This window comes from Microtetraspora glauca (genome assembly GCF_040656155.1).
Classification (GTDB): Bacteria; Actinomycetota; Actinomycetes; order Streptosporangiales; family Streptosporangiaceae; genus Microtetraspora; species Microtetraspora glauca.
In genome coordinates this window covers 345,883-368,565 of record NZ_JBFALK010000005.1, presented here as the reverse complement: position 1 = coordinate 368,565, position 22,683 = coordinate 345,883, and the positions used below count along the sequence as shown (strand labels likewise).

The following is a 22,683-nucleotide window of genomic DNA, read 5'->3' as shown; positions in this document are numbered from 1 at the left end:
GTCAGCAGGTCGCGCGGTAGGGGACGTCGGGGACCAGCCTGGCCCAGTCCCGCTCGGACAGGCCGCCGCCGGCGCGGGCGCAGAGGGATCGGAAGACCCGGTCCGGATCGAGGTCCTGGGTCACGACGGTGCCGTCCGCGCCGACCGAGGACAGCGTCCGGCCGTCCGGGCCGAACGCGACCGCCACCACGTCGCCGGTGTGACCGGTGAACGGCAGGCCGACCATCCGGTGGGTCGCGACGTCCCACAGCCTGATGGTGTCGTCGGCGCTCGCCGTGGCCAGCGACCGTCCGTCCGGGGAGTAGGCCGCGGCGATCACCGGCTCGGTGTGCCCCTCCAGAGGGGGATCGACCGGCCGGCCGGTCCCGGTGTCCCAGATCCAGGCCCGCGCGTCGATCGCCGGGCCCACCTGGTTCGCGCAGGAACACGCGTTCTCACCCCGGACGACCAGGCTCGCGCCGTCAGGGGCGAACGCCAGGGCTTCGCTGCTGTGCTCCTTGGCGAAGGGCTTGCTGGGGGCGCTGTCGTTCGTGTCCCACAGCATGGTCTGTTCGGGACTGCCGAGCGCGAGCGTCCGCCCGTCGGGACTCCAGGCGAGCGTGGTGACGAGGAAGGCCTTCGTGCCGCCGGACGGCCGAAGCCGTGCGGTGTCGTAGAGCCGGATCCTCTCCCGCGCGTCGGAGACGGCGAGCGTCGTCCCGTCGGGGCTGAACGCCAGAGCGAAGATCTCCTCGGGATCGTCCTCGGTGTTCGCCGGCAGCAGGATCCGGCCGCGTTCGCTTCCGTCCGGGACGCCGATCAGCGACACGACGCTGTTGGAACGGACGGTCGCGAAGGTTTTCCCGTCGGGCGCGAACGCCATGGCGGGGACCACGACGGCCGTGGGATTGACAGTGTCCCAGGTGGTCTCCCATGGGCCCTTGACGTCCCGGCCGATCTGGTCGCCGGTGCGGCGGTCCCAGAAGCGCACCGCTTCACGGGAGACCGTCGCGATCGTCGCGCCGTCCGGGCTGAACAGCGCGCCGAGCACGGGGCCTCCCGGGGAGCCGTCGCTCACGCGCAGGCGGACGGGGCGGGTGAACGCCCGCACGTCCAGCGTCCGGACGGTGCCGTCGAATCCGCCGAGCACCAGCCGGTCGCCGTCGGAGGAGAACGCGATCGAGGTGGTCCAGAATCCCGGATAGCTGAACCGGCCCAGCTCTCTCATGGTGGCGGGGTCCCAGATCTGCACCGCCCACCTGTTGGCCGTCGCCAGCACCATGCCGTCACGGCTGAAGACGGCGAGGTTCGCGAGGTCCCTTTCCCCGGCTCCCGTCGGCGGGTGGCCGGACCGAGGGGCACCGGGCTTCCCCGGATCCAGCGTCACGATGTCGAGGCCGGCGGCGAGTGTGATCCGCTTCCCTCCGGGGGCGACGGCGATCCCTTCCGGGCTCAGCTGGGGATCCGCCGCGCCCTTCTTGCCGGGGCCGAGGCGCGCGATCCGTTCCGGCCCGGCGATCCGGAAGAGATCGACGTAGCCGTCCTCGGTCTGGAGCGCGGCGTACGTGCCCTCGGCGTCGGTTCCGATCCGGTACGCCTCGGGCAGCCCGGGGACCGGCGCCAGGTCCGGCAGCCGGAGCAGCCGCTCCCGCTCGCCCGTCGTGGCGACCAGGTAACGCGTGGAGGCCGTGAAGCGGGCCACGTCTCCCGGTACCTTCTTCGACTTCCCCGTGGAAGTGTCCACCACGTTGTACGCCTTGTTCTTCCACAGCACGACCAGCCGTCCGTCCGGGCTCAGCTCGCACGCGGAACTGTCCGTGGGCACGCCCTTGAGCACGCGTTTCCGTGTGCCGGACGCGATGTCCCAGAGTTCGAGGTCGGCACCGGTCAGTACCGCCTCGGTGGCCCCGTCGGCGCTCTGGCACGCGCCGTCGATCGAGGGCGGGCTGAAGACGGTGAGTTCCCGCTGGACCAGCGAGCCGAGCACGGCCGAGCGGGTCGCCTCGGTGGGGGCGATGCGCCAGGCCGCGAGGCTCAGCCGCATGGCTCCGGCGGGATCCGGCTCCCGCAGCTCCTTTACCGTGGCGGTGAGGCCGTCGGCCACGGCGATGTCCCGGCGGGTGTCGGCCTTGGCCCGTTCCGTCTGGGCGGTTCTTCTCTCGGCCACGGCGGTCCTGCGCTGCGCGTCGGCGTCACGGCGCATGAGCTCCGCCAGGCCGCCGAGGGTGATCGCTACGGCGAGCAGGAACGCCAGCCCGCCGACGGCCGCACGGCGCAGCCGGATCCGCCGCCTGGACAGCGCCGCGCCCGCGTCGAGGAAGGCACGTTCCCGCTGGTTGAGGCCGATGTGCCGGCGGGCGGTCGCCGCCCACTGCATGGCGGTGTCGAGCTCGGTGCCGCTGAGCAGGTCGCCGCCCTTGCGGCCGCCCGACTCCCAGGTCCGGGCCGCCGTACGGATCCGATGGTGGGTCGCGAGCCCGGCGCGGTCGTCCGCGAGCCAGTCGCGCAGCCGCGACCATGCCTGGGGCACGGCGGCGTTCGCCAGGCCGACGCCGCCCTCCCGGCGGCTCACCAGCCCCGCCGAGACGAAGCGCGCGAGTACGGCCTCGACGTCACCGCCGGTGTCGTCGTTGAGCTCGCTCTCCTCCACGACGTACAGCTCGTTCTCGGGTCCGGTCATCCGCAGCAGGATTCGCGGCACGACCGCACGATCGGCCTCGGGCAGGGACGAGTACACCTCCTCCGCCACGTCCCCCAGCTCGGGAGCCGGCGCGGCGAGTGTTTCCGGAGGCCGCACGGCCGCCGCCGTGTCGCTGCCGCGCGCGAGCAGCGAGTCGCGCGGAGCGGCGCCTCCGAGCAGGCCGAGCAGGAGGTCGCGCGACGTCGGCCGGGTGCCGGGATCCTTGCTGAGCGCGTCGGCCACGAGCGAGCGCAGCGGCTCGGGCAACGGGCTGAGATCGGTCTCGGCGGTCAGGATCTGGTGCACGACCGCGGCGACGTGGTCCCGCTGGAACGGCGCCGCGCCGGTCGCGGCGAACACCATCACCGCGCCCCAGGCGAAGACGTCCGCCGCGGGCCCCGCCGTGCCTCCGGAGAACAGTTCGGGCGCCATGTAGGCGGGCGTCCCGATCACCGCGCTGTCGGCGGTCAGCGACCCCTCCAGGATGCGCGCGATGCCGAAGTCGATGACCCGAGGGCCGTCCGGGCCGAGCAGGACGTTGTCCGGTTTCAGGTCCCGGTGCACGACGCCCGCCTCGTGGACGGCCGCGACCGCCGTCGCCACTCCTGTGGCGAGCCGGTGCAGGGCGTCGTCGGTGTACGGCCCGGCCCGCTCCACCGCCGAGCGCAGGCTGGGCCCGTCCACGAACTCGCTGACGATGTACGGCCGGCCGCCCTCGAGGTCGACATGCAGGATCTTGGCGGTGCAGAACGACGACACCCGCCGGGTGGCCGCGACCTCCTTCGCCGGAGGCCGGCGCAGCCCGTCCTGGTGGAGAGCCTTGAGCGCCACCCGGAGGCCCGCCGCGTCGTACGCCTCGTAGACGACGCCCTGACCGCCGCTGCCCAGGCGTCCGGCCAGCGCGTACTCGCCGATGCGTACGGGGTCGCCGGGTGCGAGCGGCGTCGAACTCATGGGACATCTCCCAAGCGATGCGGTGATCTACCGGGTTATCGCCGACAGTCCATGAGATGTCACCAAGAACGGAAAAGTTGTCACATGTCGGACCAGGATGATGCCCTGGCGTCCTTGAGTCGCACCGTCACGCGGCGGCGGGCCCGCATGACGGTGAGGGCGAGCGTGGTGAGCAGGACGGAGGCGATGATCGCCTGCGGGCCCACCTCGTACGGCGTGGCCGGCGTGAGCTCTCGTACCGACGCCTTCGTCGTGGAGATCGTCTCAGTGCGGGCCTTCAGCCGTTCCTTGACCTTCTCGGGGTAGCCGTAGCCGACCACGGCACCCTTGTCGCGCACCTTGACGCTGACCCTGCCGCCGTCGATGTTGCCCTCGATCGTCTGGATCTTGTTGCCGATGACCTTGGTCACGATGCCCACGTGGTCGATGCCGTCGATCGTCCCGGAGCCGCTCCAGTCGTAGAACACCAGGGCGCCGGGAACGGGCTTGCCGCCCCAGGCGCCGTGCTCCTTGAACCATCTGGCGTGGCCGACGGTCCAGGCGAACTGGCCGAACCACTCGTCGTAGCCCAGCTGGCGGGCGCCCCACGAGAGGAACATGTCGCACCAGGGCTGATCGGAGTAGTCGGAGTCCTGCTCTACGTTGTTGTACCAATTTCCGAACTTTGTGTAACCGTTGCTCTTCGCACTGTAACCGACCTGCGATCGCAGCAGCTCGAGCAACTTCGTCATCTCGGGGCTCATACGGAGAGGTGGCCTCTGTTCGTCGGGGGACTTACGTGACGTGGGAGGCTAGCCTTCGTAAAAGGGATGTTCAACGCCAGATATGCACAAAACCAAGCTTCTTTACCTAAACATGGCTAAACTACCCCAAAGTGCGAGACAGATGGAACAGGTTCTAGAATCACGGGCATGACGATGGATCTCGCCCCCGGACACGACGAGGAGACCAGGCTCGCGGCGCTGGCCGTGCTCGCCCAGCAGGTCAGAGAACTGATGGACGCGGTCGTTCTGACCGAGGCCGACGAGGACGAGGTGACCTCCGTCACCGCCGAACTCGTCGCGCTGACGGAGCGGCTCAACGACGCGCGCCGGGAGCGGCCGCTCATGCCCGAGTTCGCGCCGGACGGCACCTTCCGTCACCTGGGCAACGCGGTGACCGGCGCGTGCAACCCGCACGCCCTGCCGCTGGTGATCGAGCACACGCCCGAAGGTTCCCAGGCCGATCTGGAGTTCCGCCCGACACACGAGGGGCCGCCCAACAGTGTGCACGGAGGCGTGAGCGCGATGATCCTCGACCACCTGCTGGGCCACGCCGTCGCCACCTCGGGCCGGGCCGGCATGACCGGGACCCTGACCATCCGCTACCGTCAGCCGGTGCCGTACGGTCGGCCGGTCGTCGGCACGGCCGCCACCACCCGGGCCGAGGGGCGCAAGACCTGGGCGGACGGCACGATCAGCCTCCCCGACGGCACTCCTCTGGTCGAGGCGACCGGCCTGTTCATCACGCCGTCACTGTGGGTGGAGGCGGCGTCCGACTGAGAGGCGCGTCAGTATCCCGCGCCGGTCAGGAGGCCGCCGTCGACCGTGAACTCGCTGCCGGTGCAGTAGCTTGACCGGTCAGACGCGAGGAACGTCACGATGTGCGACACCTCGACCGGCTCGGCGAACCGCTTGATCACCATCGCCTTGACGAACTGCTCGCCGTCCACCTCGGCCATGAGTTCGGGGTTGGCCACCATGGACGTGTTGATCGCCCCGGGGTGCACGGAGTTCACGCGGATCCTGAACGGGGCCAGCTCGCGCGCCGCCGCCTTGGTGAGGCCCCGGACGCCGAACTTCGAGGCGGAGTAGGCCGACAGGCCGGCCGCGCCGATGAACCCCTCGATGGAGGAGATGTTCACGATCGAGCCGCTTCCGGCGGCCTTCATCGGCTCGATCACCGACTTGATTCCGAGGAAGGTGCCCTTGAGGTTCACGTCGAGCACCCGCTGGTACTCCTCGACCGTCATGTCGGCGATCCGGCGGAACATCAGGATGCCCGCGTTGTTCACCAGCACGTCGAGGCGGCCGTAGGTCTCGACGGCGGTGCGCACCGCCCGGTCCCAGTCGGCCGGCTGCGTGACGTCGTGGTGCAGGTAGACCGCGCCGGTCTCGTCGGCGAGTGCCTTGCCCTCCTCGTCGGTCACGTCGCCGAACACCACCCGGGCGCCCTCTTCGAGAAAGAGCCGGACGTGCGACGCGCCCATGCCGCGCGCCCCGCCGGTGATCAGTGCGACCTTGCCGTCGAGCATGCCCATGGCTTCCTCCCGGGTAGCGCCCGCGGCGGCGTGGCCGCGGCTCTCCTCGAACGGTGGACGGGGCCGCCGTCCCCTCGTTCAACCTAGCGAACGCTTGGTTACGGAACAAGATCAATGCACGTGTCGCGTCACCCGACGTGGTCGCCCTGGCCGACGTCTCCGGGTGCCTCCGTGACCGGGGTGTCCTCGGGTTCGGCGCAAGGGGGACCGTTCAGGGTCACCGACCTCGTGGCGCCGCCGCCGGGTGACACGGTGACGGTCACGCTCCTGGTGTCCTCGACGCCGCAGCCGGGCGGTTTGAACGGCACCGTGAACGACGCGGTGTACGCCTTCTTCCCTTCGAGGGTCTTCTCCTGCCGGTTCTCCTCGGACGCCACCGTCTCCCCCTGCCGGCGCTGCCGCTGCGTGAACGTCACGACGAGCGTCACCGGCTTGGTGGAACCGGACGTGACGTCCACACTCAGTGTCGTACCGTCCCAGGACGCGATCGAGGCGGAGGGCGGCGCGCAGGCGGGTCCGGAGACGCGGGTCTCCTTCACCTGCGCGCCGACCGCGGCGGCGGGTTCCGTGCGCACCTTCACGCCGAGCACGGCGGTCGTGCCGCACTCCACCGTGATCGGGTCGGTCGTGAGATCGAAGGAGTACGACGTCCGGCCCGAGAGCGTCCGGGTGCCGCGCGCCACGGTCGTGCCGTCCCGGGTGAACTCGGCGGACACCTTCACCGCGCCGGTGCCGCCGGCGCCGCCGGTTCCGACCTCGACGGTCGCCACGGCGCCGTCCCACTCCTTGATCGTGACGCTCCGTACGGCCGGTGGAGGGCACGGCGCGCCCGTCACCTTCGTGGTCGCGGCCGCCGTGCCGCCGGCGGCCTTCGGCACGGTCGCCGCCTCGACCCGGCGGTAGACGGTCGTCCCGCACGCGGGAGCGGCGAAGCCGTGCTGGACGCCGGGGGAGTAGGAGGTCGCGCCCTCCAGCGGGATGGTCTGCGCCGTCACCGGACGCAGTTCGTCCGGTGACGGACCCTCGGAGAACCTGACGCCGAGCGTCACCGCCCCGCCGGTCGTCGTCCGTACCCGGATGGTCGCCGACTGGCCGTCCCACCCGGAGATGCCGAGGGCCGCGACCGACAGCGGCGCCGGTCGCGGGGTCATGCTCACGGCCGGAGTCGGCGTCTCCCCTGGAGACTCGCCGGGCGGCTCGCCGGGTGTCTCGCCGGGGGTCTCCCCGGGAGTGGCATCAGGTGCCGGCGTACCGGGATCCGTGGCGGCCGGCGACGGGGAGGGCGTGTCCACCGCGTCCGAGGGGAACGGCGGCTCCGGCGTGAACCGCGTGGACGGGGCGGGCGGCAGGGCGCTGTCGTCGGCGACCGGAGCCTGCCGGTTGGCCGCGACCACCGCGGCGACCATGACGGCGGACAGCACGGCCGCGCCGATCGCGAACCGGGGGGCGAAGTGGGCCAGCCGGTCCGACAGCACGGTCCGCGCCAGCGACGTGCCCGCCTCCACCGGCTGGGCGGGCTGGGCCAGCGGGAACGTCAGCGCGAGCAGCGTGGCCAGTTCCGCGAGATGCCGCCGCCCGCGCTGCTCCCAGTCCGGCCCGTACGCCGAGGTCGCGGCGGCCTCCAGGTCGCCGATGAACGCCCGGGCCGTGGCCGGCCGGTCCGTCGGGTTCTTGGCCAGACCCCGCCCCACCAGCCCGCGTACCGAGCTGGGCACGTCCGCGACCGGGATGGGCGCGCTCTGGTGCTGGTGCCGCAGCCCCGCGGTGTGGTCCGCGCGGTACGGCCTGCGCCCGGTCAGGCACTCGAAGAACACGCAGGTCGCCGCGTAGACGTCGGTCGCGGGACCGGCCGGGCCGCCCTCCCACTGCTCGGGGGCCATGTACGGCGGCGTCCCGGCGGGCAGGCCCGGATCGCCGCTCGGCGCCGCGATGCCGAAATCCGACAGCTTGCTGGTGCCGTCCGCCTGGACCAGGACGTTCTCGGGCTTGTAGTCCCGGTGCACGATGCCGGAGGAGTGGGCCGCCGACAGGCCGGTCAGCGAGCCCTTCAGCACGACGAGCGCCGCCTCCGGACTGGTCGTCCCGTGCTCGGTGAGGATCCGCCGGAGCGACACGCCGTCGACCAGCTCCATGACGATGGCCGCCCCGGCCACGGTCTCGACGTACTCGTAGAGCCGGACGATGTTGGGGTCGTTGATCTCTACCATGACGCGGGCCTCGCGCCGGAAACCTTCGAGGAAACGCGGATCCCGCCGAAGCTCAGGGCGAAGGTACTTGATCGCGACGAAGGCGCCGGTCGCCTCGTAGGTCGCCAGCACCACGCGCCCGGCGCCACCCGCGCCGAGCTCGCGCACCTCCCGGTATCCCGGAACCGTCCAGGCATTCATCCTTCCGAACTTCTCACCGGAAGGGACGATTGTCACCGGTGGAGAAATGTCACCTCGGCGATGTAATCCATGAGGCCCCTGTGATCGTCGTTCGTGTGGTTCACGGAACGATGCCGGGAACGCCCACAAGGTAGGCGCTGTCCCGTGCGTCCGTGATGGCCATGTGGCCGGGGGCGTGCCCGATGGCGAACGGCGGCTTCGACCGCATCACCGCCGCCTGGGGCGTCACCCCGCAGGCCCAGAAGACCGGGACCTCTCCGGGGCGTACGTCCACGGGATCGCCGAAATCGGGCCGGTCGAGGTCGGCGATGCCCAGCGCGGCGGGGTCGCCCGCGTGCACCGGGCCGCCGTGCACGGCCGGATAACGCGAGGTGATCCGCGCCGCGGTCTCGACCAGCTCGGCGGGAACCGGCCGCATCGACACCACCATCGGCCCGGACAGCGCGCCCGCCGGCCGGCACTCCCGGCTGGTGCGGTACATGGGCACGTTCGTCCCGGCCTCGATATGGCGTACCGGCACGCCCGCCTCCAGCAGCGCCGCCTCGAAGGTGAAGCTGCAGCCGACGAGGAAGCAGACGAGGTCGTCGCGCCAGTGCTCCCGGACGTCGGTCGGCTCGGCGACCGGCTCGCCGTTCTCGTACACCCGGTAGGCGGGCAGGTCGGTGCGCAGGTCACCGGCGAAGATCGACGCGCTGGTCTCGCCCGGCTCCGTCACGTCCAGCACCGGGCACGCCTTCGGATTGCGCTGCGCGAACAACAGGAAGTCGTACGCGCGGTCCCTGGGCAGGGCGATCAGGTTCGCCTGGGTCCAGCCGCGTGACCAGCCGGAGGTGGGCGTCACGAGCCCCTCCCGGAAGAGCCCGCGCGCTTCGGAAGGGGTCAGCAGGGCCGGATCGCGCATGATCGTCACCTTTCTCATGGTGGTCTCCTGCCGTCGTCTCCTGCCGTCGCCTCATGCCGTGCGGAACCGGACACACTGGCCGGGGCGGGCCTGCGCGGCGCGGTCGACGTCGCGGGTGCGCACCACAGCGATCACCGGATAGCCCCCCGTGAGCGGATGGTCGGCGAGGAAGAGCGTGGGCTGCCCCGACGGGGGCACCTGGAGCGCGCCCGGGACCATGCCCTCGCTGGGCAGCTCCCCGTCGCGCGCCCGTTCCAGGACCGGCCCGCGCAGCCGGATGCCGACCCGGTTGCTGTCGGCCGTCACCTCGTACGGCTCCGTGCGGAGCACGCGCAGCGCCTCCGGCGTGAACCAGTCGTCGCGCGGGCCGGGAAGGATCTCCAGGACCAGCTCACCCCCGGCGGTCTCGGGCACCGGCGCGAGATCGACGGCGGGGAACGCCGCCGGCGGCGGTCCGATCGGCAGCAGCGTCCCGGGGACCGGAAGGTCGGGCCCCAGGCGGGCGAGGATGTCCGTGGAGCGGGACCCCAGCACCGGCGTCACGTCCACGCCGCCCCTCGCCGCGAGATAGGTCCGCAGGCCGCGGGCCGGTGTCCCGAGCCGGAGCGTGGCCCCGCAGGGCAGGTGCTCGACCGAGTGGTGCCCGATCTGACGGCGGATGCCGACGGGACCGGTCACGGTCGCGGGGCACGCGGCGCCCGCGAGCGCGATCACCACGTCTCCGCGCGCCCGCACGCACAGCCCGCCCAACGTGATCTCGAGGGCGGCCGCCCCCTCGGGATTGCCCACGAGCCGGTTGGCCAGCCGCAGCGCGCCCCGGTCGGCCGCGCCCGAACGCCCGACGCCGAGATCGCCGCGTCCCGGCCGCCCCAGATCCTGCACCGTGGTCATCGGACCGGTCGCCAGCACCTCCAGCATGCCGTACCGGCTCATGTCACCTCCGTGAACCTGACCCGGGTGCCCGGACGCAGGAGAGCGGGCGGATCGGCGGCCAGGTCCCACACCACCGCGTCCGTACGACCGATGAGCTGCCAGCCGCCGGGGGACTCGCGCGGATAGACGGCGCTGAACCCGGCCGCGAGCGCCACCGAGCCGGCGGGCACGCGCACGCGCGACTCGGCCCTCCGGGGTACGGCCAGCCGGGCGTCGCCACCGGTCAGATATCCGAAACCGGGTGCGAAGCCGCAGAACGCCACGGTCCAGAGAGTGCCGGTGTGCGCGGCCACGACGTCGCGTGCCGGCAGTCCGGTCAACGCGGCGACGTCGGCCAGGTCCGCGCCGTCGTAGACGACCGGGATCCGCACCTCGCACGCGCCGGTGCGCCCGCCGGGGGCCGGCCGTACCGCCCGGACGGCGGCCTCGACGGACTGCGGCGTCGCGGGCGGCTCGAACCGGACGAGCAGCGTGCGCGCCGCTGGGACGATGTCGGTGACGCCGGCCGGCGGATGCTCGGCCAGCGCGTCGTAGAGCGCGACGACCTCGTCGAGGCCGTCCAGTTCGGCCAGCAGAGCGCTGCCGCCGCAGTGGCGCACGTGCATCGGATCATCTCCTCAGGGCCGCGTCGCGGTGAACGACGCGAGATCGACGCCCGCGGCCTCCAGCGCCGCGCGCACCCTGCGGGCCGTCGCCACCGCGTTCGGGCTGTCGCCGTGCAGGCAGATCGATTCACCGCGTACGACCAGAGGGGCGCCGTCGACGTCCTCGATCGGCTCACCGCGTGCCATGCGCACGCAGCGTTCGGCCACCGTGTCCGGGTCGTGCACGAGCGCGCCCGGCCGGTCACGCGGCACCAGCGTCCCCTCCGGCGTGTACGCGCGGTCGGCGAAGCATTCGGTGACGGCCGTGAGTCCGGCCTGCTCGGCCCGGCGCAACCAGGCGGAGCCGGGCAGGCCGAGAACCGGCAGCCCGGGGTCGTAGGCCAGGACGGCCGCCACGACGGCCCCGGCCTGCTCCTCGTGCCGCACGATCGCGTTGTAGAGCGCACCGTGCGGCTTGACGTATCCGACCCGGCCGCCGGCCGCGCGGGCGAAGGCGTCCAGGGCGCCGATCTGGTACAGCACGTCGTCGGCGAGCTCCCGGGGCGGCATCTCGATGAACCGCCGCCCGAATCCGGCCAGGTCGCGGTAGCCGATCTGGGCGCCGATCGCCACGCCTCGCTCGACCGCCGTCTCGCACGTCCGCCGCATGATCGTGGGATCGCCCGCGTGGAAGCCGCAGGCCACGTTGGCGCTGGTGACGACGGACAGCAACGCGTCGTCGTCGCCGAGAGGCCAGCGGCCGAAACCCTCGCCGAGGTCGGAGTTGAGGTCGATGCGGGGGATCAGCTCGGACATGCCCGGCTCCAGAGGGCGGCGGTCACGCCTTGGTCGGTCATGGAGTCTCCTCGCGTCCGCGCGTTCGCCGCAGGTGTGCCGGTCCCGGTGGACCGCCCAGAAATGAACCTAAGGATTGTTGAACAATCCGGCAATCCTCGGGGGCGTAAATTCTTGGGCACGGGCGTTGTGGGGGCGACCACTGTCCGCCCTAAGCTCGGGGGACCTCCGGAGTTCCGGGGGACTTCCCCGTTCTCCAGGAGAAAGGGTGGCGGTGATGACGGCGACCGCGGACTGGGCGGACCGGCTGAGCGCGGCCAGGCCGGCGCTCGAACGCGCCAGCACAGCCGACCTCGTCGCGGCCGTCCTGCGTGAGAACGTCATCGAGGGCTCGCTCCCCCCGGGGACGCGGCTGTCTGAGGAGATCATCGGGCGGGCGCTCGGCGTCTCCCGCAACACCCTCCGCGAGGCGTTCCGGCTGCTGTCCCACGAGAACCTGCTCGTGCACGAGTTCCATCGCGGCATGTTCGTCCGCAGGTTGACCGCGGCCGACGTGGCCGACATCTACCGGATGCGCCGGCCGCTCGAAACCGCCGGCCTGCGCGCCGCGGGCACCGCCCCGGCCGAGGCCGTACGCGAGGTGGGCCGCCGGGTCGAGGAGGGCCGGGCGGCGGCCGAGGCGGGCGACTGGGTCGCCGTCGGCACCGCGAACATGCGCTTCCACCAGGCCGTCGCCGCACTGCTCGGCAGTCACCGCGCGGACGAGGCCATGGCCCGCATCCTGGCCGAGCTGCGGCTGGCCTTCCACATGATGGGCGAGCCCCGGCCGTTCCACGAGCCGTACCTCGACGACAACGCGCGCATCGCCGCCCTGCTCGGCGAGGGCGAGTACGAGCGGGCGTCGGGCGTGCTGCTGGCCTACCTCGACGCCGCCGAGGCGCAGCTCCTCTCGGCGTACGGCGAGCACCCTTCCTGACCGGCTGGCCGCGCCCTTCGCGACCGGTTCCCTGTGCCTCCGGACCGGCCGACCGCGCGCTCCGGACCGATACCTGTGCGTCCGGACCGGTTCCCCGTGCGGTTCCCTAGCGCCGGGGGACCACGCCCGGATGGGGTCGGCCCGCAGGCTCATACGATCACCCGGCGGTGCCGAGCAGCCGCTCGCCGGAACGCCTGGCCAGGTCGAGGGCGCGCGGCAGGTCCACGCCGACCAGGCGGCCGGCCCGCTTGACCACCTCGCCGCCGACGATCACCGTGTCGACGTTGCTCACATCGGCGGCCGTCACGACCGCCCCGACCGGGTCGTGCGGCGGCGCGAGGTTGGGCAGGCCCGTGTCCAGCATGACGACGTCCGCGCGCTTGCCCGGGCGAAGCGATCCGATCCGGTCGGCCATGCCGAGGGCGGTGGCCCCCTCGATGGTGGCCATGCGCAGGATGTCGGCCGCGGTCGGCAGCGCGCCGATCCCCTCCCCGAAGTGCCGGAGCCTGGCGGAGGCGAGCGCGGCGCGCATGACGGCGAACATGTCTCCGGGCACCCCGGCCACCGTGTCCACGCCGAGCCCCGTCGGGATGCCGAACCCGCGCAACCGTCCCGTCTCGGGGGAGCCGTGGCCCATCTGCGACTCCACAGCGGGTGCGACGGACGCGGTGCCGCCGCTGTCGGCGACCATCTTCATCGAGCGGTCGGGGAAGCCGTTGGCGTGCACGAACATGACGTCGGGGCCGAGCAGCCCGGCGGCGTGCAGCCGCTCCACCGGCTCCTCGCCGGTCGCGTGCAGGCTGATGCGGAGCCCGAGCTCGCGGGCCAGCCGCCAGTCGGCCTCGGCCGCCTCGACGGAGCCGTACACCGGCCCCCACGCCGCGAAGGCGGGGGTGACGAGGCCGGAGTCCCCCGAGGGGAAGTGCCGGGCGACGACCCGCCGGACCTCCGCCTCGTTCCTCGACGCGTCGTCCGCGCCCGGATGCGCGTACGCGAAGACGACGCGGGCGCCGGAGTCGCGGAGGGCCTCGACCGCGGCGTCGGTGTGCCCGGGGGTGAGCTGGATGTGGGACCAGTCGTACACGGTCGTGATCCCGGCGTTGAGCGCCTCGACGGCGCCCCAGAGGTTGGCGGTGTAGACGTCCTCGGGCCGGAACGCGGGGGCGAGCCGGCCGAGAACGAGCGCCAGGTAGTCACCGAGAGCGGCGTCGGCGGAGACGGACCGGAGCACGCTCTGCCAGACGTGGCGGTGCGTGTCGACGAAACCGGGAAGCACGATCTGGCCCGTCGCGTCGATCACCTCCGCGCCGGCGGCGGGCAGGTCCGGGCCGATCGCGCCGATCACTCCGTCGGTGATGAGGATGTCGGTTCCCCGCCGGACGTGCACGTCCGGGTCCGTGTCGATCACGATGCCGTTCCTGATGAGCAGGTTCACGCGATACTCCCATTCGAGAAAGCTTTTCAAAAAGCTTGTTGGAAAGCTATCAGGGAGCGTGGATATCCTCAAGCGCATGAATGAGGGGCGGGTGACCGGCCGGGATCGCGTCGACGAGATGATCGAGGCGTGGCGGGCCGAGCTGCCGGAGGCGGCCACGACGCAGTTGGAGATCGTCAAGCGGGTCGGGCGGCTCAAGGCGCGGATCGAGACGGTCACCCAGTCCGTGCTCGCCGGTTACGGACTGACCTATGCGGAGTTCGACGTCCTGGCGACGCTGCGCCGTGCCGGACGTCCGTACCGGGTCAAGCCCGGCACTCTCGCCGCGCGGCTGATGCTCACGACGGGCGGGACCAGCAACATCCTCCAGCGGCTGCTGGCCGCGGGCCTGGTCGAGCGCGAACCCGATCCCTCCGACGGCCGCAGCTCATGGGTCCGGCTCACTCCGCAGGGTGTGGAGAAGGCCGAGGAACTGTCCCTCGCCACCACGGAGGCGCACCGCCACCTGTTCGCGGACGTTCCCGAGGCGACCGCGCGCGCTCTCGCGGACGTGTTGCGCGACGTCCTGCTCGCACTCGGGGACCGGCCGGAGGACGTGCCGGGCCGTAGGACTCGGCCGGCCTGATCGGTCGTGGCCCCGCTCAGCCCGGGACCGGGCGGAGCGTTGCCGATGATTCGTTCAGGCGCGTTCCGGCCGGCCCGCCGCGCGGTGATGCGCCCGCGCTCTACGCGAGGGAGTCGTAGACGGCTTCCGCGAGATGGTAGGCACGGAGACTGCCGGTCACCCTCTGGGCCATGCGGTTCATCGTGTACGCCATGGCGATGCCGTGCGCGGCGTCCCCGAGGCCGAGGGAGCCGCCCATTCCGGTGTGGCCGAACGCCGACTCCGCCCCGCGCGCGGGCGTGAGGAAGGTCAGCGCCGGACGCATGTAGCCGAGGCCGAAGGCGCTGTCCACGTACATGACCCGGTCGGGTCCGCTGACGCGTGGGCGCACCGCGTCCTCCAGGACGGAGGGCGCGAGGATCTCACCGGAGACCAGGGCGCGGTAGAAACCGGCCAGCGCCCGCGCGGTCGTGACCATGCCGAGAGCGGGCCAGCCGGCGCGCAGGATCACCGGATGGTTGCCGCCGCCGGGCAGCTTGTGGATGGGCGGGTTGCCGAGCGCCCGGTTCATCAGGCTGTTCCTGTCCAGCGACGCCGCGGCCATCGCGGCCAGCGGGTCGTCCGGGGCGGCGACCTCCGTGACACCGGCGCCGCCCCCGGGCGCCGCGTGTTCCCCCGCCGCGCCCGTGGGTCCACCCGCGGATGCCGTACGCTCTCCCGCCGGCGCCTTGCGCTCTCCCGCGGAGAGCCGGGCGGCGCGATCCGCCACGTCGGGCGGGGCGCCGAGCCAGAGGTCGAGCCCGCGTGGTCCGGCGATCTCCGCCGCGACCAGCTCGCCCGTGGACACGCCGGTCACCCTGCGGACGATCTCGTCGACGAGGAAGCCGTACGTCACGGCGTGGTAGCCGTGCGCCGTGCCGGGCTCCCAGAGCGGCGCCTGCGCGGCGAGCCGGTCCGCGATCGCGGGCAGGTCCTCGAACTCCTCCACCGGGACCGGCTCCTCGATCACCGGCAGCCCGGCCTGGTGGGTGAGCACGTGTTCGACGGTGATGTGGGCCTTGCCGTTGCCCGCGAACTCCGGCCAGTACGCGCTCACCGGGGAGTGGACGTCGACCAGGCCGCGCTCAACGAGCAACAGCAGCGCGGTGGCGGCGACGGCCTTGGTGCACGAGTAGGCGAGGACCGGCGTACCGGACTCCCAGGGGCGCCCCGTGTGCCGGTCGGCCACGCCACCCCAGAGGTCGACGACGGGCTCGCCGTCCAGGAAGACCGCGAACGCGGCGCCCAGTTCCAGACCGTCCGCGAAGTGCCGGTCGAAGACCTCACGTACCCGGGAGAAGCGGGGGTCGCAGTGGCCGGACGTGGTCGCGGTGTGATCGCCAGCTGTCATGGCCGTCCCTGTCGAAGAGCGTTGTTCGGCAGCCGACACTAACAAGCGGGACCTCGTCGGACCATAGGCCCGGGCGGGCCGAGGGGACCGCCCATTCCGTTGCCGAAAACCGGTGACGTGACCTATTCGGGCGCTGGGGGCTGAGATTCTCCCTCCGGGCAGGGGGCGGCGTCGAGGATCCTGGCGGACTCCGACTCCTGGGCCAGGCGGCGCAGCACGTCGAACGCCTTGCCGTACAGGACCTCGCAGATCACCAACGTCTCCACGGCGACGTCCCGGGGGCCGTCGAAGGGAATCTTGGTGATGTCCTGCTCCCGCACGAGGTCGAGCGCGGCCGTCGCGTAGGGGAGCAGGTCCTCCCGCGAGGTCGGCATGCCGAGGCGCTTGAGCGTGACGACGGTCTGCGTGAGCTCGTCCCGGGCCGGCGCCAGCGGATGGACGCCCCAGCCCAGGTCCGCGACCATCTCGTCGACCAGTTCCCTGGCCGCGCGCCAGTCCTCGTCGTCGGGGTGCGGCTCGACCGGTGTGGAGAGCGCGTAATGGGCGGCGCCGAGCATGTCGTGGACGCTCAGCCGTTCGTCCTCCACGGCGTCGATCACATTGCGGATCGTCGCGACGGGCAGCCGTCCGACCTCCAGCAGCGCTCGGATCAGCCGCAGCCGGCGTAGGTGGGACTGGTCGTACTCCGCCCGGGTGGCCGCCGTCTGGTCGCCCTGGGGGAGCAGCCCCTCGCGCAGGTAGTACTTGATCGTCGGGATCGGGACCCCGGATTCGGCGCTGAGCTGGGAGATTCGCATGACTGGATAGTAGCGCTTGCCAATGATGCTCGATAGCTTTACTATCCAATTATTAGGTAGTGTGGCTATCCAAGGAGGACGTCATGCGCATGAGCGCGCAGATGGACGGCGACTTCGTCGTCTTCCTGATCGGTATGCGGATCAACAGGTTCCGGTCGCTGCGCAAGTGGCTGCCGGTGGCCCGGGCCATGGGGCCCATGGTCAAGGAGTTACGGGCGGACCCCGCTCTGGGCATGCTGCACTTCGAGAGCTTCTTCAACGGGCGGACCACGATCATGGTGCAGTACTGGCGCAGCACCGATCACCTGATGGCGTACGCGAAGGACCGTGAGGCGAACCACTGGCCGGCCTGGAAGCGCTTCTTCCGGGAGGCGTACGCGAGCGAGGCCGTGGGGGTCTGGCACGAGACCTACACGGTCAGCGGATACGAGACGGTCTATGTGAACATGCCGGAGTTCGGCCTCGGCAGGGCGGGGGAGCTCGTCCCGACGACGAAGGTGGGCGACCGGTCGGCGGAGCGGCTCGCGGCCGCTCGCCGGGACCGGTGAACCGCGAGGGTGATGTCAACGGGGCGTCAGGCCGGTGAGCAGCGTCCGCACCAGCTCGTGGACGAGGACGTCGTCGGGTCCGAGCTCGACGAGGTTCGCGAGGAACGCCCGGTGGAAGCAGGCCCCGAACAGGAGGGCCGCCGCCGCGTCGGGGTCCGCGTCCTGGCTCACCCGGCCGATCCGCTGCTCCTCGCGGATATAGGACGCCAGCAGGGTCACGGGCACGTGCGGGCCGCCGCCGGACGCCGCGAGCATCTGGCGGAAGCCGTTCAGCAGGGACGGGTCGCCGAGCATGCCGCCGGCCAGGGAGATCGTCCTGCGGAAGAACTCGATCGCCGACCCGGCAAGCTCCTCCAGGTTGCCCGCGATCGTCCCCTGGCCCACCCGGGCGCCGAGGCGCAGCGTCGCGGGCCGGAGCGCGGGCATGCGTTCCAGGAGGACCGCGAGGAAGATCTCCTCCTTGGTCCTGAAGTGCTTGTAGAGCAGCGCCTCGGAGCAGCCGGCCGCGCGCGCGATCTCCTTGGTGGTGGCTCTGACCAGACCGAGCTCCTGGATGACGTGTTCTGCGGCGCCGACGATGCGGTCGCGGGTGGGAGCCACGTGGGGGCCCGGGCCTCTCTCTTTGACAGTGTGGAACGCGCTGCCACCATAATGGTAAGTGAGTGCACACTCACCATCGAACCCGCCATGAGGTGATGGACATGAAGATCACGGTCTTCGGGGGGACCCGCGGCACGGGCGCCCACCTGGTACGGCTCGCGCTCGCGCAGGGTCACGACGTCGAGGTGGTGGCACGGCGACCCGAGGCGGTCGCCGAGCGCCACCCGCGGCTGACCGTACGCCAGGGAGACGTCCTGGAGCCGGAGACCCTCACCGTCGGCGCGGCGGACGCGGTGGTGTTCCTGGCCGGACCCAGCGGGGGCGGCCCCACCCGGCTCTACTCGCTCGGAGGCGGGAACGTCGCCCGGGCCATGGCGCGGCAGGGTGTCCGGCGTCTGGTGGCGGTGACCAACGCGCTCGGCAACCAGCCCGCGGACACGGTGCGGCAGCGGCTGCTCAAGCTGGTGCTGCACAACACGTTTCTCCGGCACGGGCACCGCGACGCCCGGCTGTTCGAGCGGGAGTTGCGCGGCCGCGACCTCGACTGGACGGTCGTCCAGCCGCCACGGCTGACCGACGCCCCGGCGACCGGGACGTACCGGACGGCGGTGGAGGACTCAGTCCGGGGAGGCGTGTCCATCTCGCGTGAGGACCTGGCCGGGTACGTCCTGCGGGTCATCGCCGCGCCCGAGACCTATCGGAAGGTCATGGGCGTCGCCTACTGAGCGTCAGGGTGATCCACAAGTCAAGGATCTGTTGCGTTCAGATGTCACTGGGTTACGCTCCGTAGAAGTTCGGCGTACCCCCGGTCATCCGAAGCACGGAGAAGCACCCATGGGCAGGCACAGGCGTGGCAGGAGCCGACGCAGCGGGACCGGCATCGAGACCGTGGCCGATCTCATCGAGGCCCTGGAACGGTTCGACCCCGAGCTGGAGATCCGATTCGCGGTCCAGCCCCGGCTGCCGATGAGCTATGCCCTCGGCCCGGTCGCCGAGTACGACGACATCCTGTGGATCGGCGAGGGCGGATCGGATGGGTACGTCCCCGACGACGCCGCCTCCCGGCTCGGCTGGCACCGCTGAACCTCGCCGGGTGAGCCCGCGGCTCAGCTATCGGGCCGCCACACATAGCGGATGTCCGGCTCGTTCTCCTCGTTGTCGTGCCCGTCGGTGTACGCGACCGCGACGAAGCCGTGGCGCTCGTAGAACCGCCGCGCCGGGCCGTTGACCTGGAACGTCCACAACTCCAGCCCGTCCGGGCCGCGTTCCTTCGCCAGCGCGACGAACCGGTCGCCGAGGCCCCGGCCGCGCCAGCCCGGGTCGAGGTAGAGCTGGCTGAGCAGGCCGTCGGCGAGCACCATCACCCCGATCAGGGAGCCGTCGAGCTCCGCGACCCAGGTCTCGCGCGCGGGCACGACCACATCGCGGAAATGGGCCCGGACCTCGTCGTCGGTGTGCGCCCGGCGCACCGTCGGCAGGGCCGCGGTGTACGAGCGCAGCCACACGTCGGCCGCCGTGAACGCGTCGGAGGCGGTCGCCCGGCGGAGGACGACGTCATCGAGGGTCACGCACGGAACCTTCTCAGGCGAACGAGGTCCGGCGCATCAGGATTTCCGATGAGGCCACGCTAGGGAACCTTCACCTGGAAGCTGGGCATCTGGCTTCCTGATCGAGCGCACGCCAGGGGACATTCGCGGTGGAGCGGACCATGCGGATCCGGATGTCGCGCCGCCCGATCCGGCCCCCTGATCACGCTCCGTCACCGTCATCATGATCGTCGTCGTGGTCGCACCTTCACCGTCGTCGCCGACCCACGCCTCGGGTAACCCTGGGGAACCTCCGGGAAAGCCGGCCGTCAACCGATCTCGCCGAGTACGCGGACGAGCCGGTCACGGCTGCCCTTGTCGAGTTCCTCGCTGGTCCACTTCTCCTCCAGCGGCACGACCGCGCCGCCGTGGAGCGTCAGCTCGGCCCGCAGCGGGATCTCCTTGCTCACCCTCGCCGAGGTGATCTCCTCGTAGGGCACGAAGCGGTACCACTCGGCGAGCTTCGCCGCCGGTGTCGATCCGACGAGCTCCCGCATCCTCTGCCTGCCCTGGTCCGACGTGCCGGGGCCCGCGACGAGGACGAGTCCCGTGCTCAGCACGACCAGGTCGTACTCCGTGCCCTGCACCTTGACGTTGGCCAAGCCGCCGATGACCTGCGATCCGAATGTGGTCGGCGCCCGCTCGGCCGGCGCGGCCCGCTGGGCGTCGATGCCGAGCCGGTCCAGCTCCGCCCAGACCTTGTCGAGGCCGCCGGGGGAGACGGCGGTCCTGGCGATCTCCTCCAGTGCGACCGGGGTCCCGTCCATGCCGACGAACTCGGCGGATCCGCTCCACGAGTGGCGCCATCCCGCGACGCCGGACCGGAGCGCGGCCAGCCGCAGCACGGTCTCCAGGGGCCCGGCGAACAGCGCGCCGACCTCCCGTCGCGTGGCCGTGGGGAAGAACGGCTGGGCGATCTCGGTGAGCCGGCCCGAGGCGATCAGGTCGAGCACGTCGGCCAGCCCGACCTCGGGACGGCCGGTGGTCCGTGCGACGGTGCGGAAGACCGCGTCGGCCTCGCGCTGGACCATGGCGCCGAGCGTCGCCGCGGTGAACTGCGGCCACGGGAGCACGGTGCGCTCGCCGGTCGCGACCACCTCTCCCTGCAGCGCCCGCCCGGCCTCGGTCAGATCGGGGACCAGTACGGCGGCGGGCCGTTCGTCGGGCCTGGTCGACGTGCGGGGCAGGGCGCGGATGGCGGAGATTCGCTCGTTCAACGGGGGGTGCGTGTCCCATCGTGAGCCGCGCTCCTCGGGGGTGCTCCCGCGCAGTTCGTCCAGCTCACCCCTGCGGGCGGCGACGAGCGCGCCGAACCCGGCGAACAGGTCGTCGGGTGCGAAGCCCGACTCCCAGCCGAGCTCGACGTACCGGTCCAGGAAGAAACTCCACGCCGCGTCCAGGACGCGGATCTCGTGTAGCGCGCTCGCGGCGGCGTCCACCCCCGCGACGCCGGCGGAGACCCGGTCCGCCTCGAACTCCTGCCGCCGGGACACCGCGTTGTCGGCCAGCAGGTAGAGCCGGGCGTACCCCTTGAAGATCCATCCGGCCGGGTTGTACGGACCGATCTGGCGCAGCGTGTGCGCGATCACGAGCCGCCCCCGGTAGGCCGGTGCGGACAGCCGCGTGTGCTTCCCGGAGTAGTGGCCGAGCTCGTGCGCGAGTACGGCGCGCACCTGGGCGACCGTCATCGTGTGCAGCAGCGGCAGGCCGAGGCAGAGGCGGCGCCGTCCGCCGACCAGGCCGAGCAGCCGCGACTCCTCCTGCACGGCCGCGTTGACCTCGGGGATCAACCAGATCTCGTCCGGCGCCCGGGTGCCCGCCTCGGCCGCCAGCTCACGTACGGTCGCCCAAAGGACGGGCGCGTTTCCCGGAGTGAGCAGGAGACCGGCGGGCGCCTCGGGGCGCGAGCGGATCGCCTTCCACGTTCCCCGGCCGACGGCCAGGACGGCACCGGCGAAGCACGACCAGACCAGCTTCACCGCGATGGCGCCGGCGATGACCGTGGACAGCCAGAAAGCGAGCGCAACGGCGGCCGCCAGCTGGGCGGCCGCCACCGCGAAGAAGCCGGCAAGCATGGCGAGGGAGAGCCCGGCGCGCATCGTGTTGACCACGGTTGTTCACTCCCGGTCGAGGAATTGGATCACTTATGTACCATGTGCACCATTCCTTTTCCGGTCTTTTCGCGCGACGGCCGGTCGTGCCGGTGGGCGCTCGATCACCCCAGGGGTGATCGGTGAAGTCCCGTGGTGCCTAGACCCGGGCCCACCAGGAGGCGGCGACGAGTTCGGCGACCAGGGTCTCGGTGAGCAGGGCGACGTCGGGGTCGTCGTCGTGCCGGTAGCGCAGCGACCCGGCCTGGCCGTCCAGCTCGCCGCCCACCGTGAGGACGGTCGAGCCGCGCTGGCGGATCCACTCCATGGCCTGCTCGTCGTACCGCGAGCCGGGGAACACCAGCGCCCGGTAGTCGTAGGTCTTGGTGAGATAGACGTCGACGTGCGCCCAGTCGCCGGTCTCGCAGGCGTCCGCCTGGCGGCGCGGCCCTTCGCGGAACATCAGCGCCGACTGCTCCGCCGACGAGAGCCGCTCGGCGGGGGCGACGGTGTAGACGCCGTGCGGCCCGTCGAGCAGGTCCGAGACCCCCTTCAGCCACTCGCCGCGCCGGTCGAGCAGGTCCGCGGTGGCCTCCGCCGTACGGCGGACGAGCGCGGGGACGTCGCCGCCGCCCGTGAGCCGGGAGTTCAGAGTGAGCAGCAGGGCGAGGGTGTGCTGGAACGTACGGCATGCGACGCCGCCACGCTCCTCACCCGCGAGCATGGGAACGACCAGACCGGCGCCCTCGGTCACCGCGGAGCCCGGCTTGTTGGTCATGGCCACCACGTTCGACGTCCCGGTGTAGCGGGCGAGCGCGTCGAGCGTCTCCCTGCTGCCGCCGGTCGCGGAGATCGCCACCACCAGCGTCCCCGGCCCGGGAACGGTGTGCGCGGCGGAGGCGTACTCGGCCACGGCGTCGACTCCGGCCGCGCGCAGCCGCGACGCGGCGACCCCCGCGGCGTACCGGGAGCTGCCCATACCGAGGAAGACCACCCGGTCGATCCGCTCGGGCAGGCCCTCGAACGGGTCACCGGCCTCCAGCGCCTCCGCCAGCGCGCCCAGCGCCTCCGGCTTGGCCAGCAGGTCGGCCTCGAACAGCCCCGCGTCCACAATCCACCTCTTCTATCTGTGTGCTGCGTGTTTC

At 71.9% G+C, this 22,683-nt stretch carries 21 protein-coding genes; 6 read left to right on the top strand and 15 right to left on the bottom strand.

Annotated features, from left to right (window positions below; genetic code table 11):
• Position 1: 1 nt before the first annotated feature.
• Positions 2-3,613, bottom strand: a complete 3,612-nt coding sequence (locus AB0I59_RS12760; RefSeq protein WP_358132429.1) for a protein kinase domain-containing protein — start codon at positions 3,611-3,613, stop codon at positions 2-4.
• 80 nt (positions 3,614-3,693) lie between these two features.
• Entirely contained in the window at positions 3,694-4,344 is a 651-nt protein-coding gene (locus AB0I59_RS12755) for a CHAP domain-containing protein (RefSeq protein WP_061257707.1), read from the bottom strand.
• Positions 4,345-4,524: 180 nt separating this feature from the next.
• Between AB0I59_RS12755 and AB0I59_RS12750 the strand changes: the two genes are divergently transcribed.
• A complete protein-coding gene (locus AB0I59_RS12750; protein WP_061257706.1) occupies positions 4,525-5,154 on the top strand; it encodes a PaaI family thioesterase in 630 nt (209 codons plus the stop codon).
• A gap of 8 nt (positions 5,155-5,162) precedes the next feature.
• Here the strand turns inward: AB0I59_RS12750 and AB0I59_RS12745 are convergent, their stop codons facing one another.
• The 6 genes from AB0I59_RS12745 to AB0I59_RS12720 form a co-directional block, all read right to left on the bottom strand.
• Entirely contained in the window at positions 5,163-5,912 is a 750-nt protein-coding gene (locus tag AB0I59_RS12745) for a glucose 1-dehydrogenase (RefSeq protein ID WP_061257705.1), read from the bottom strand.
• A 128-nt stretch (positions 5,913-6,040) separates the two neighbouring features.
• Entirely contained in the window at positions 6,041-8,299 is a 2,259-nt protein-coding gene (locus tag AB0I59_RS12740) for a protein kinase domain-containing protein (protein WP_358132426.1), read from the bottom strand.
• Between the two features lie 100 nt (positions 8,300-8,399).
• The gene (locus AB0I59_RS12735; protein ID WP_358132493.1) at positions 8,400-9,200 is read right to left on the bottom strand and encodes a putative hydro-lyase; all 801 of its coding nucleotides are present in this window, start codon (positions 9,198-9,200) and stop codon (positions 8,400-8,402) included.
• Between the two features lie 51 nt (positions 9,201-9,251).
• The gene (locus AB0I59_RS12730) at positions 9,252-10,133 is read right to left on the bottom strand and encodes a 5-oxoprolinase subunit C family protein (RefSeq protein WP_061257703.1); all 882 of its coding nucleotides are present in this window, start codon (positions 10,131-10,133) and stop codon (positions 9,252-9,254) included.
• The gene (locus AB0I59_RS12725; RefSeq protein WP_061257702.1) at positions 10,130-10,738 is read right to left on the bottom strand and encodes a 5-oxoprolinase subunit B family protein; all 609 of its coding nucleotides are present in this window, start codon (positions 10,736-10,738) and stop codon (positions 10,130-10,132) included. The genes AB0I59_RS12730 and AB0I59_RS12725 overlap by 4 nt, the downstream gene beginning before the upstream one ends.
• A 12-nt stretch (positions 10,739-10,750) precedes the next feature.
• Complete coding sequence (locus tag AB0I59_RS12720; protein WP_061257701.1) at positions 10,751-11,533, bottom strand: LamB/YcsF family protein; 783 nt, start codon at positions 11,531-11,533, stop codon at positions 10,751-10,753.
• Positions 11,534-11,789: 256 nt separating this feature from the next.
• Here AB0I59_RS12720 and AB0I59_RS12715 point away from each other — a divergent pair, with 256 nt between their 5' ends.
• The gene (locus tag AB0I59_RS12715; RefSeq protein WP_061257768.1) at positions 11,790-12,488 is read left to right on the top strand and encodes a GntR family transcriptional regulator; all 699 of its coding nucleotides are present in this window, start codon (positions 11,790-11,792) and stop codon (positions 12,486-12,488) included.
• A gap of 157 nt (positions 12,489-12,645) precedes the next feature.
• Here the strand turns inward: AB0I59_RS12715 and AB0I59_RS12710 are convergent, their stop codons facing one another.
• Positions 12,646-13,923, bottom strand: a complete 1,278-nt coding sequence (locus AB0I59_RS12710) for an amidohydrolase family protein (RefSeq protein ID WP_358132423.1) — start codon at positions 13,921-13,923, stop codon at positions 12,646-12,648.
• A gap of 76 nt (positions 13,924-13,999) precedes the next feature.
• Here AB0I59_RS12710 and AB0I59_RS12705 point away from each other — a divergent pair, with 76 nt between their 5' ends.
• The gene (locus AB0I59_RS12705; RefSeq protein WP_358132421.1) at positions 14,000-14,548 is read left to right on the top strand and encodes a MarR family winged helix-turn-helix transcriptional regulator; all 549 of its coding nucleotides are present in this window, start codon (positions 14,000-14,002) and stop codon (positions 14,546-14,548) included.
• 100 nt (positions 14,549-14,648) lie between these two features.
• Here the strand turns inward: AB0I59_RS12705 and AB0I59_RS12700 are convergent, their stop codons facing one another.
• Together AB0I59_RS12700 and AB0I59_RS12695 are read right to left on the bottom strand one after the other, a co-directional pair.
• Positions 14,649-15,917 (bottom strand): serine hydrolase domain-containing protein, encoded by a 1,269-nt coding sequence (locus AB0I59_RS12700; RefSeq protein ID WP_358132419.1) that lies wholly within the window; start codon positions 15,915-15,917, stop codon positions 14,649-14,651.
• Positions 15,918-16,039: 122 nt separating this feature from the next.
• Complete coding sequence (locus AB0I59_RS12695) at positions 16,040-16,714, bottom strand: MerR family transcriptional regulator (protein ID WP_061257698.1); 675 nt, start codon at positions 16,712-16,714, stop codon at positions 16,040-16,042.
• Positions 16,715-16,797: 83 nt separating this feature from the next.
• Between AB0I59_RS12695 and AB0I59_RS12690 the strand changes: the two genes are divergently transcribed.
• The gene (locus AB0I59_RS12690; protein WP_061257697.1) at positions 16,798-17,262 is read left to right on the top strand and encodes a DUF4188 domain-containing protein; all 465 of its coding nucleotides are present in this window, start codon (positions 16,798-16,800) and stop codon (positions 17,260-17,262) included.
• A 15-nt stretch (positions 17,263-17,277) separates the two neighbouring features.
• Here the strand turns inward: AB0I59_RS12690 and AB0I59_RS12685 are convergent, their stop codons facing one another.
• Positions 17,278-17,862: a TetR/AcrR family transcriptional regulator gene (locus AB0I59_RS12685; protein WP_061257696.1), complete on the bottom strand. Its 585-nt coding sequence runs from the start codon at positions 17,860-17,862 to the stop codon at positions 17,278-17,280.
• A gap of 101 nt (positions 17,863-17,963) precedes the next feature.
• On the opposite strand from AB0I59_RS12685, the gene AB0I59_RS12680 reads away from it, so the two are divergent.
• The gene (locus tag AB0I59_RS12680; RefSeq protein ID WP_063818829.1) at positions 17,964-18,587 is read left to right on the top strand and encodes an NAD(P)-dependent oxidoreductase; all 624 of its coding nucleotides are present in this window, start codon (positions 17,964-17,966) and stop codon (positions 18,585-18,587) included.
• 109 nt (positions 18,588-18,696) lie between these two features.
• The gene (locus tag AB0I59_RS12675; protein WP_061257694.1) at positions 18,697-18,945 is read left to right on the top strand and encodes a hypothetical protein; all 249 of its coding nucleotides are present in this window, start codon (positions 18,697-18,699) and stop codon (positions 18,943-18,945) included.
• 23 nt (positions 18,946-18,968) lie between these two features.
• Here AB0I59_RS12675 and AB0I59_RS12670 read toward each other — a convergent pair whose 3' ends face one another.
• The 3 genes from AB0I59_RS12670 to AB0I59_RS12660 all read right to left on the bottom strand — a co-directional run bounded on the left by AB0I59_RS12670 (position 18,969) and on the right by AB0I59_RS12660 (position 22,649).
• A complete protein-coding gene (locus tag AB0I59_RS12670) occupies positions 18,969-19,430 on the bottom strand; it encodes a GNAT family N-acetyltransferase (protein ID WP_358132415.1) in 462 nt (153 codons plus the stop codon).
• Positions 19,431-19,717: 287 nt separating this feature from the next.
• Positions 19,718-21,559, bottom strand: a complete 1,842-nt coding sequence (locus AB0I59_RS12665; RefSeq protein WP_358132413.1) for a M48 family metallopeptidase — start codon at positions 21,557-21,559, stop codon at positions 19,718-19,720.
• 139 nt (positions 21,560-21,698) lie between these two features.
• Entirely contained in the window at positions 21,699-22,649 is a 951-nt protein-coding gene (locus tag AB0I59_RS12660; protein ID WP_061257692.1) for an SIS domain-containing protein, read from the bottom strand.
• Between the last annotated feature and the right edge of the window lie 34 nt (positions 22,650-22,683).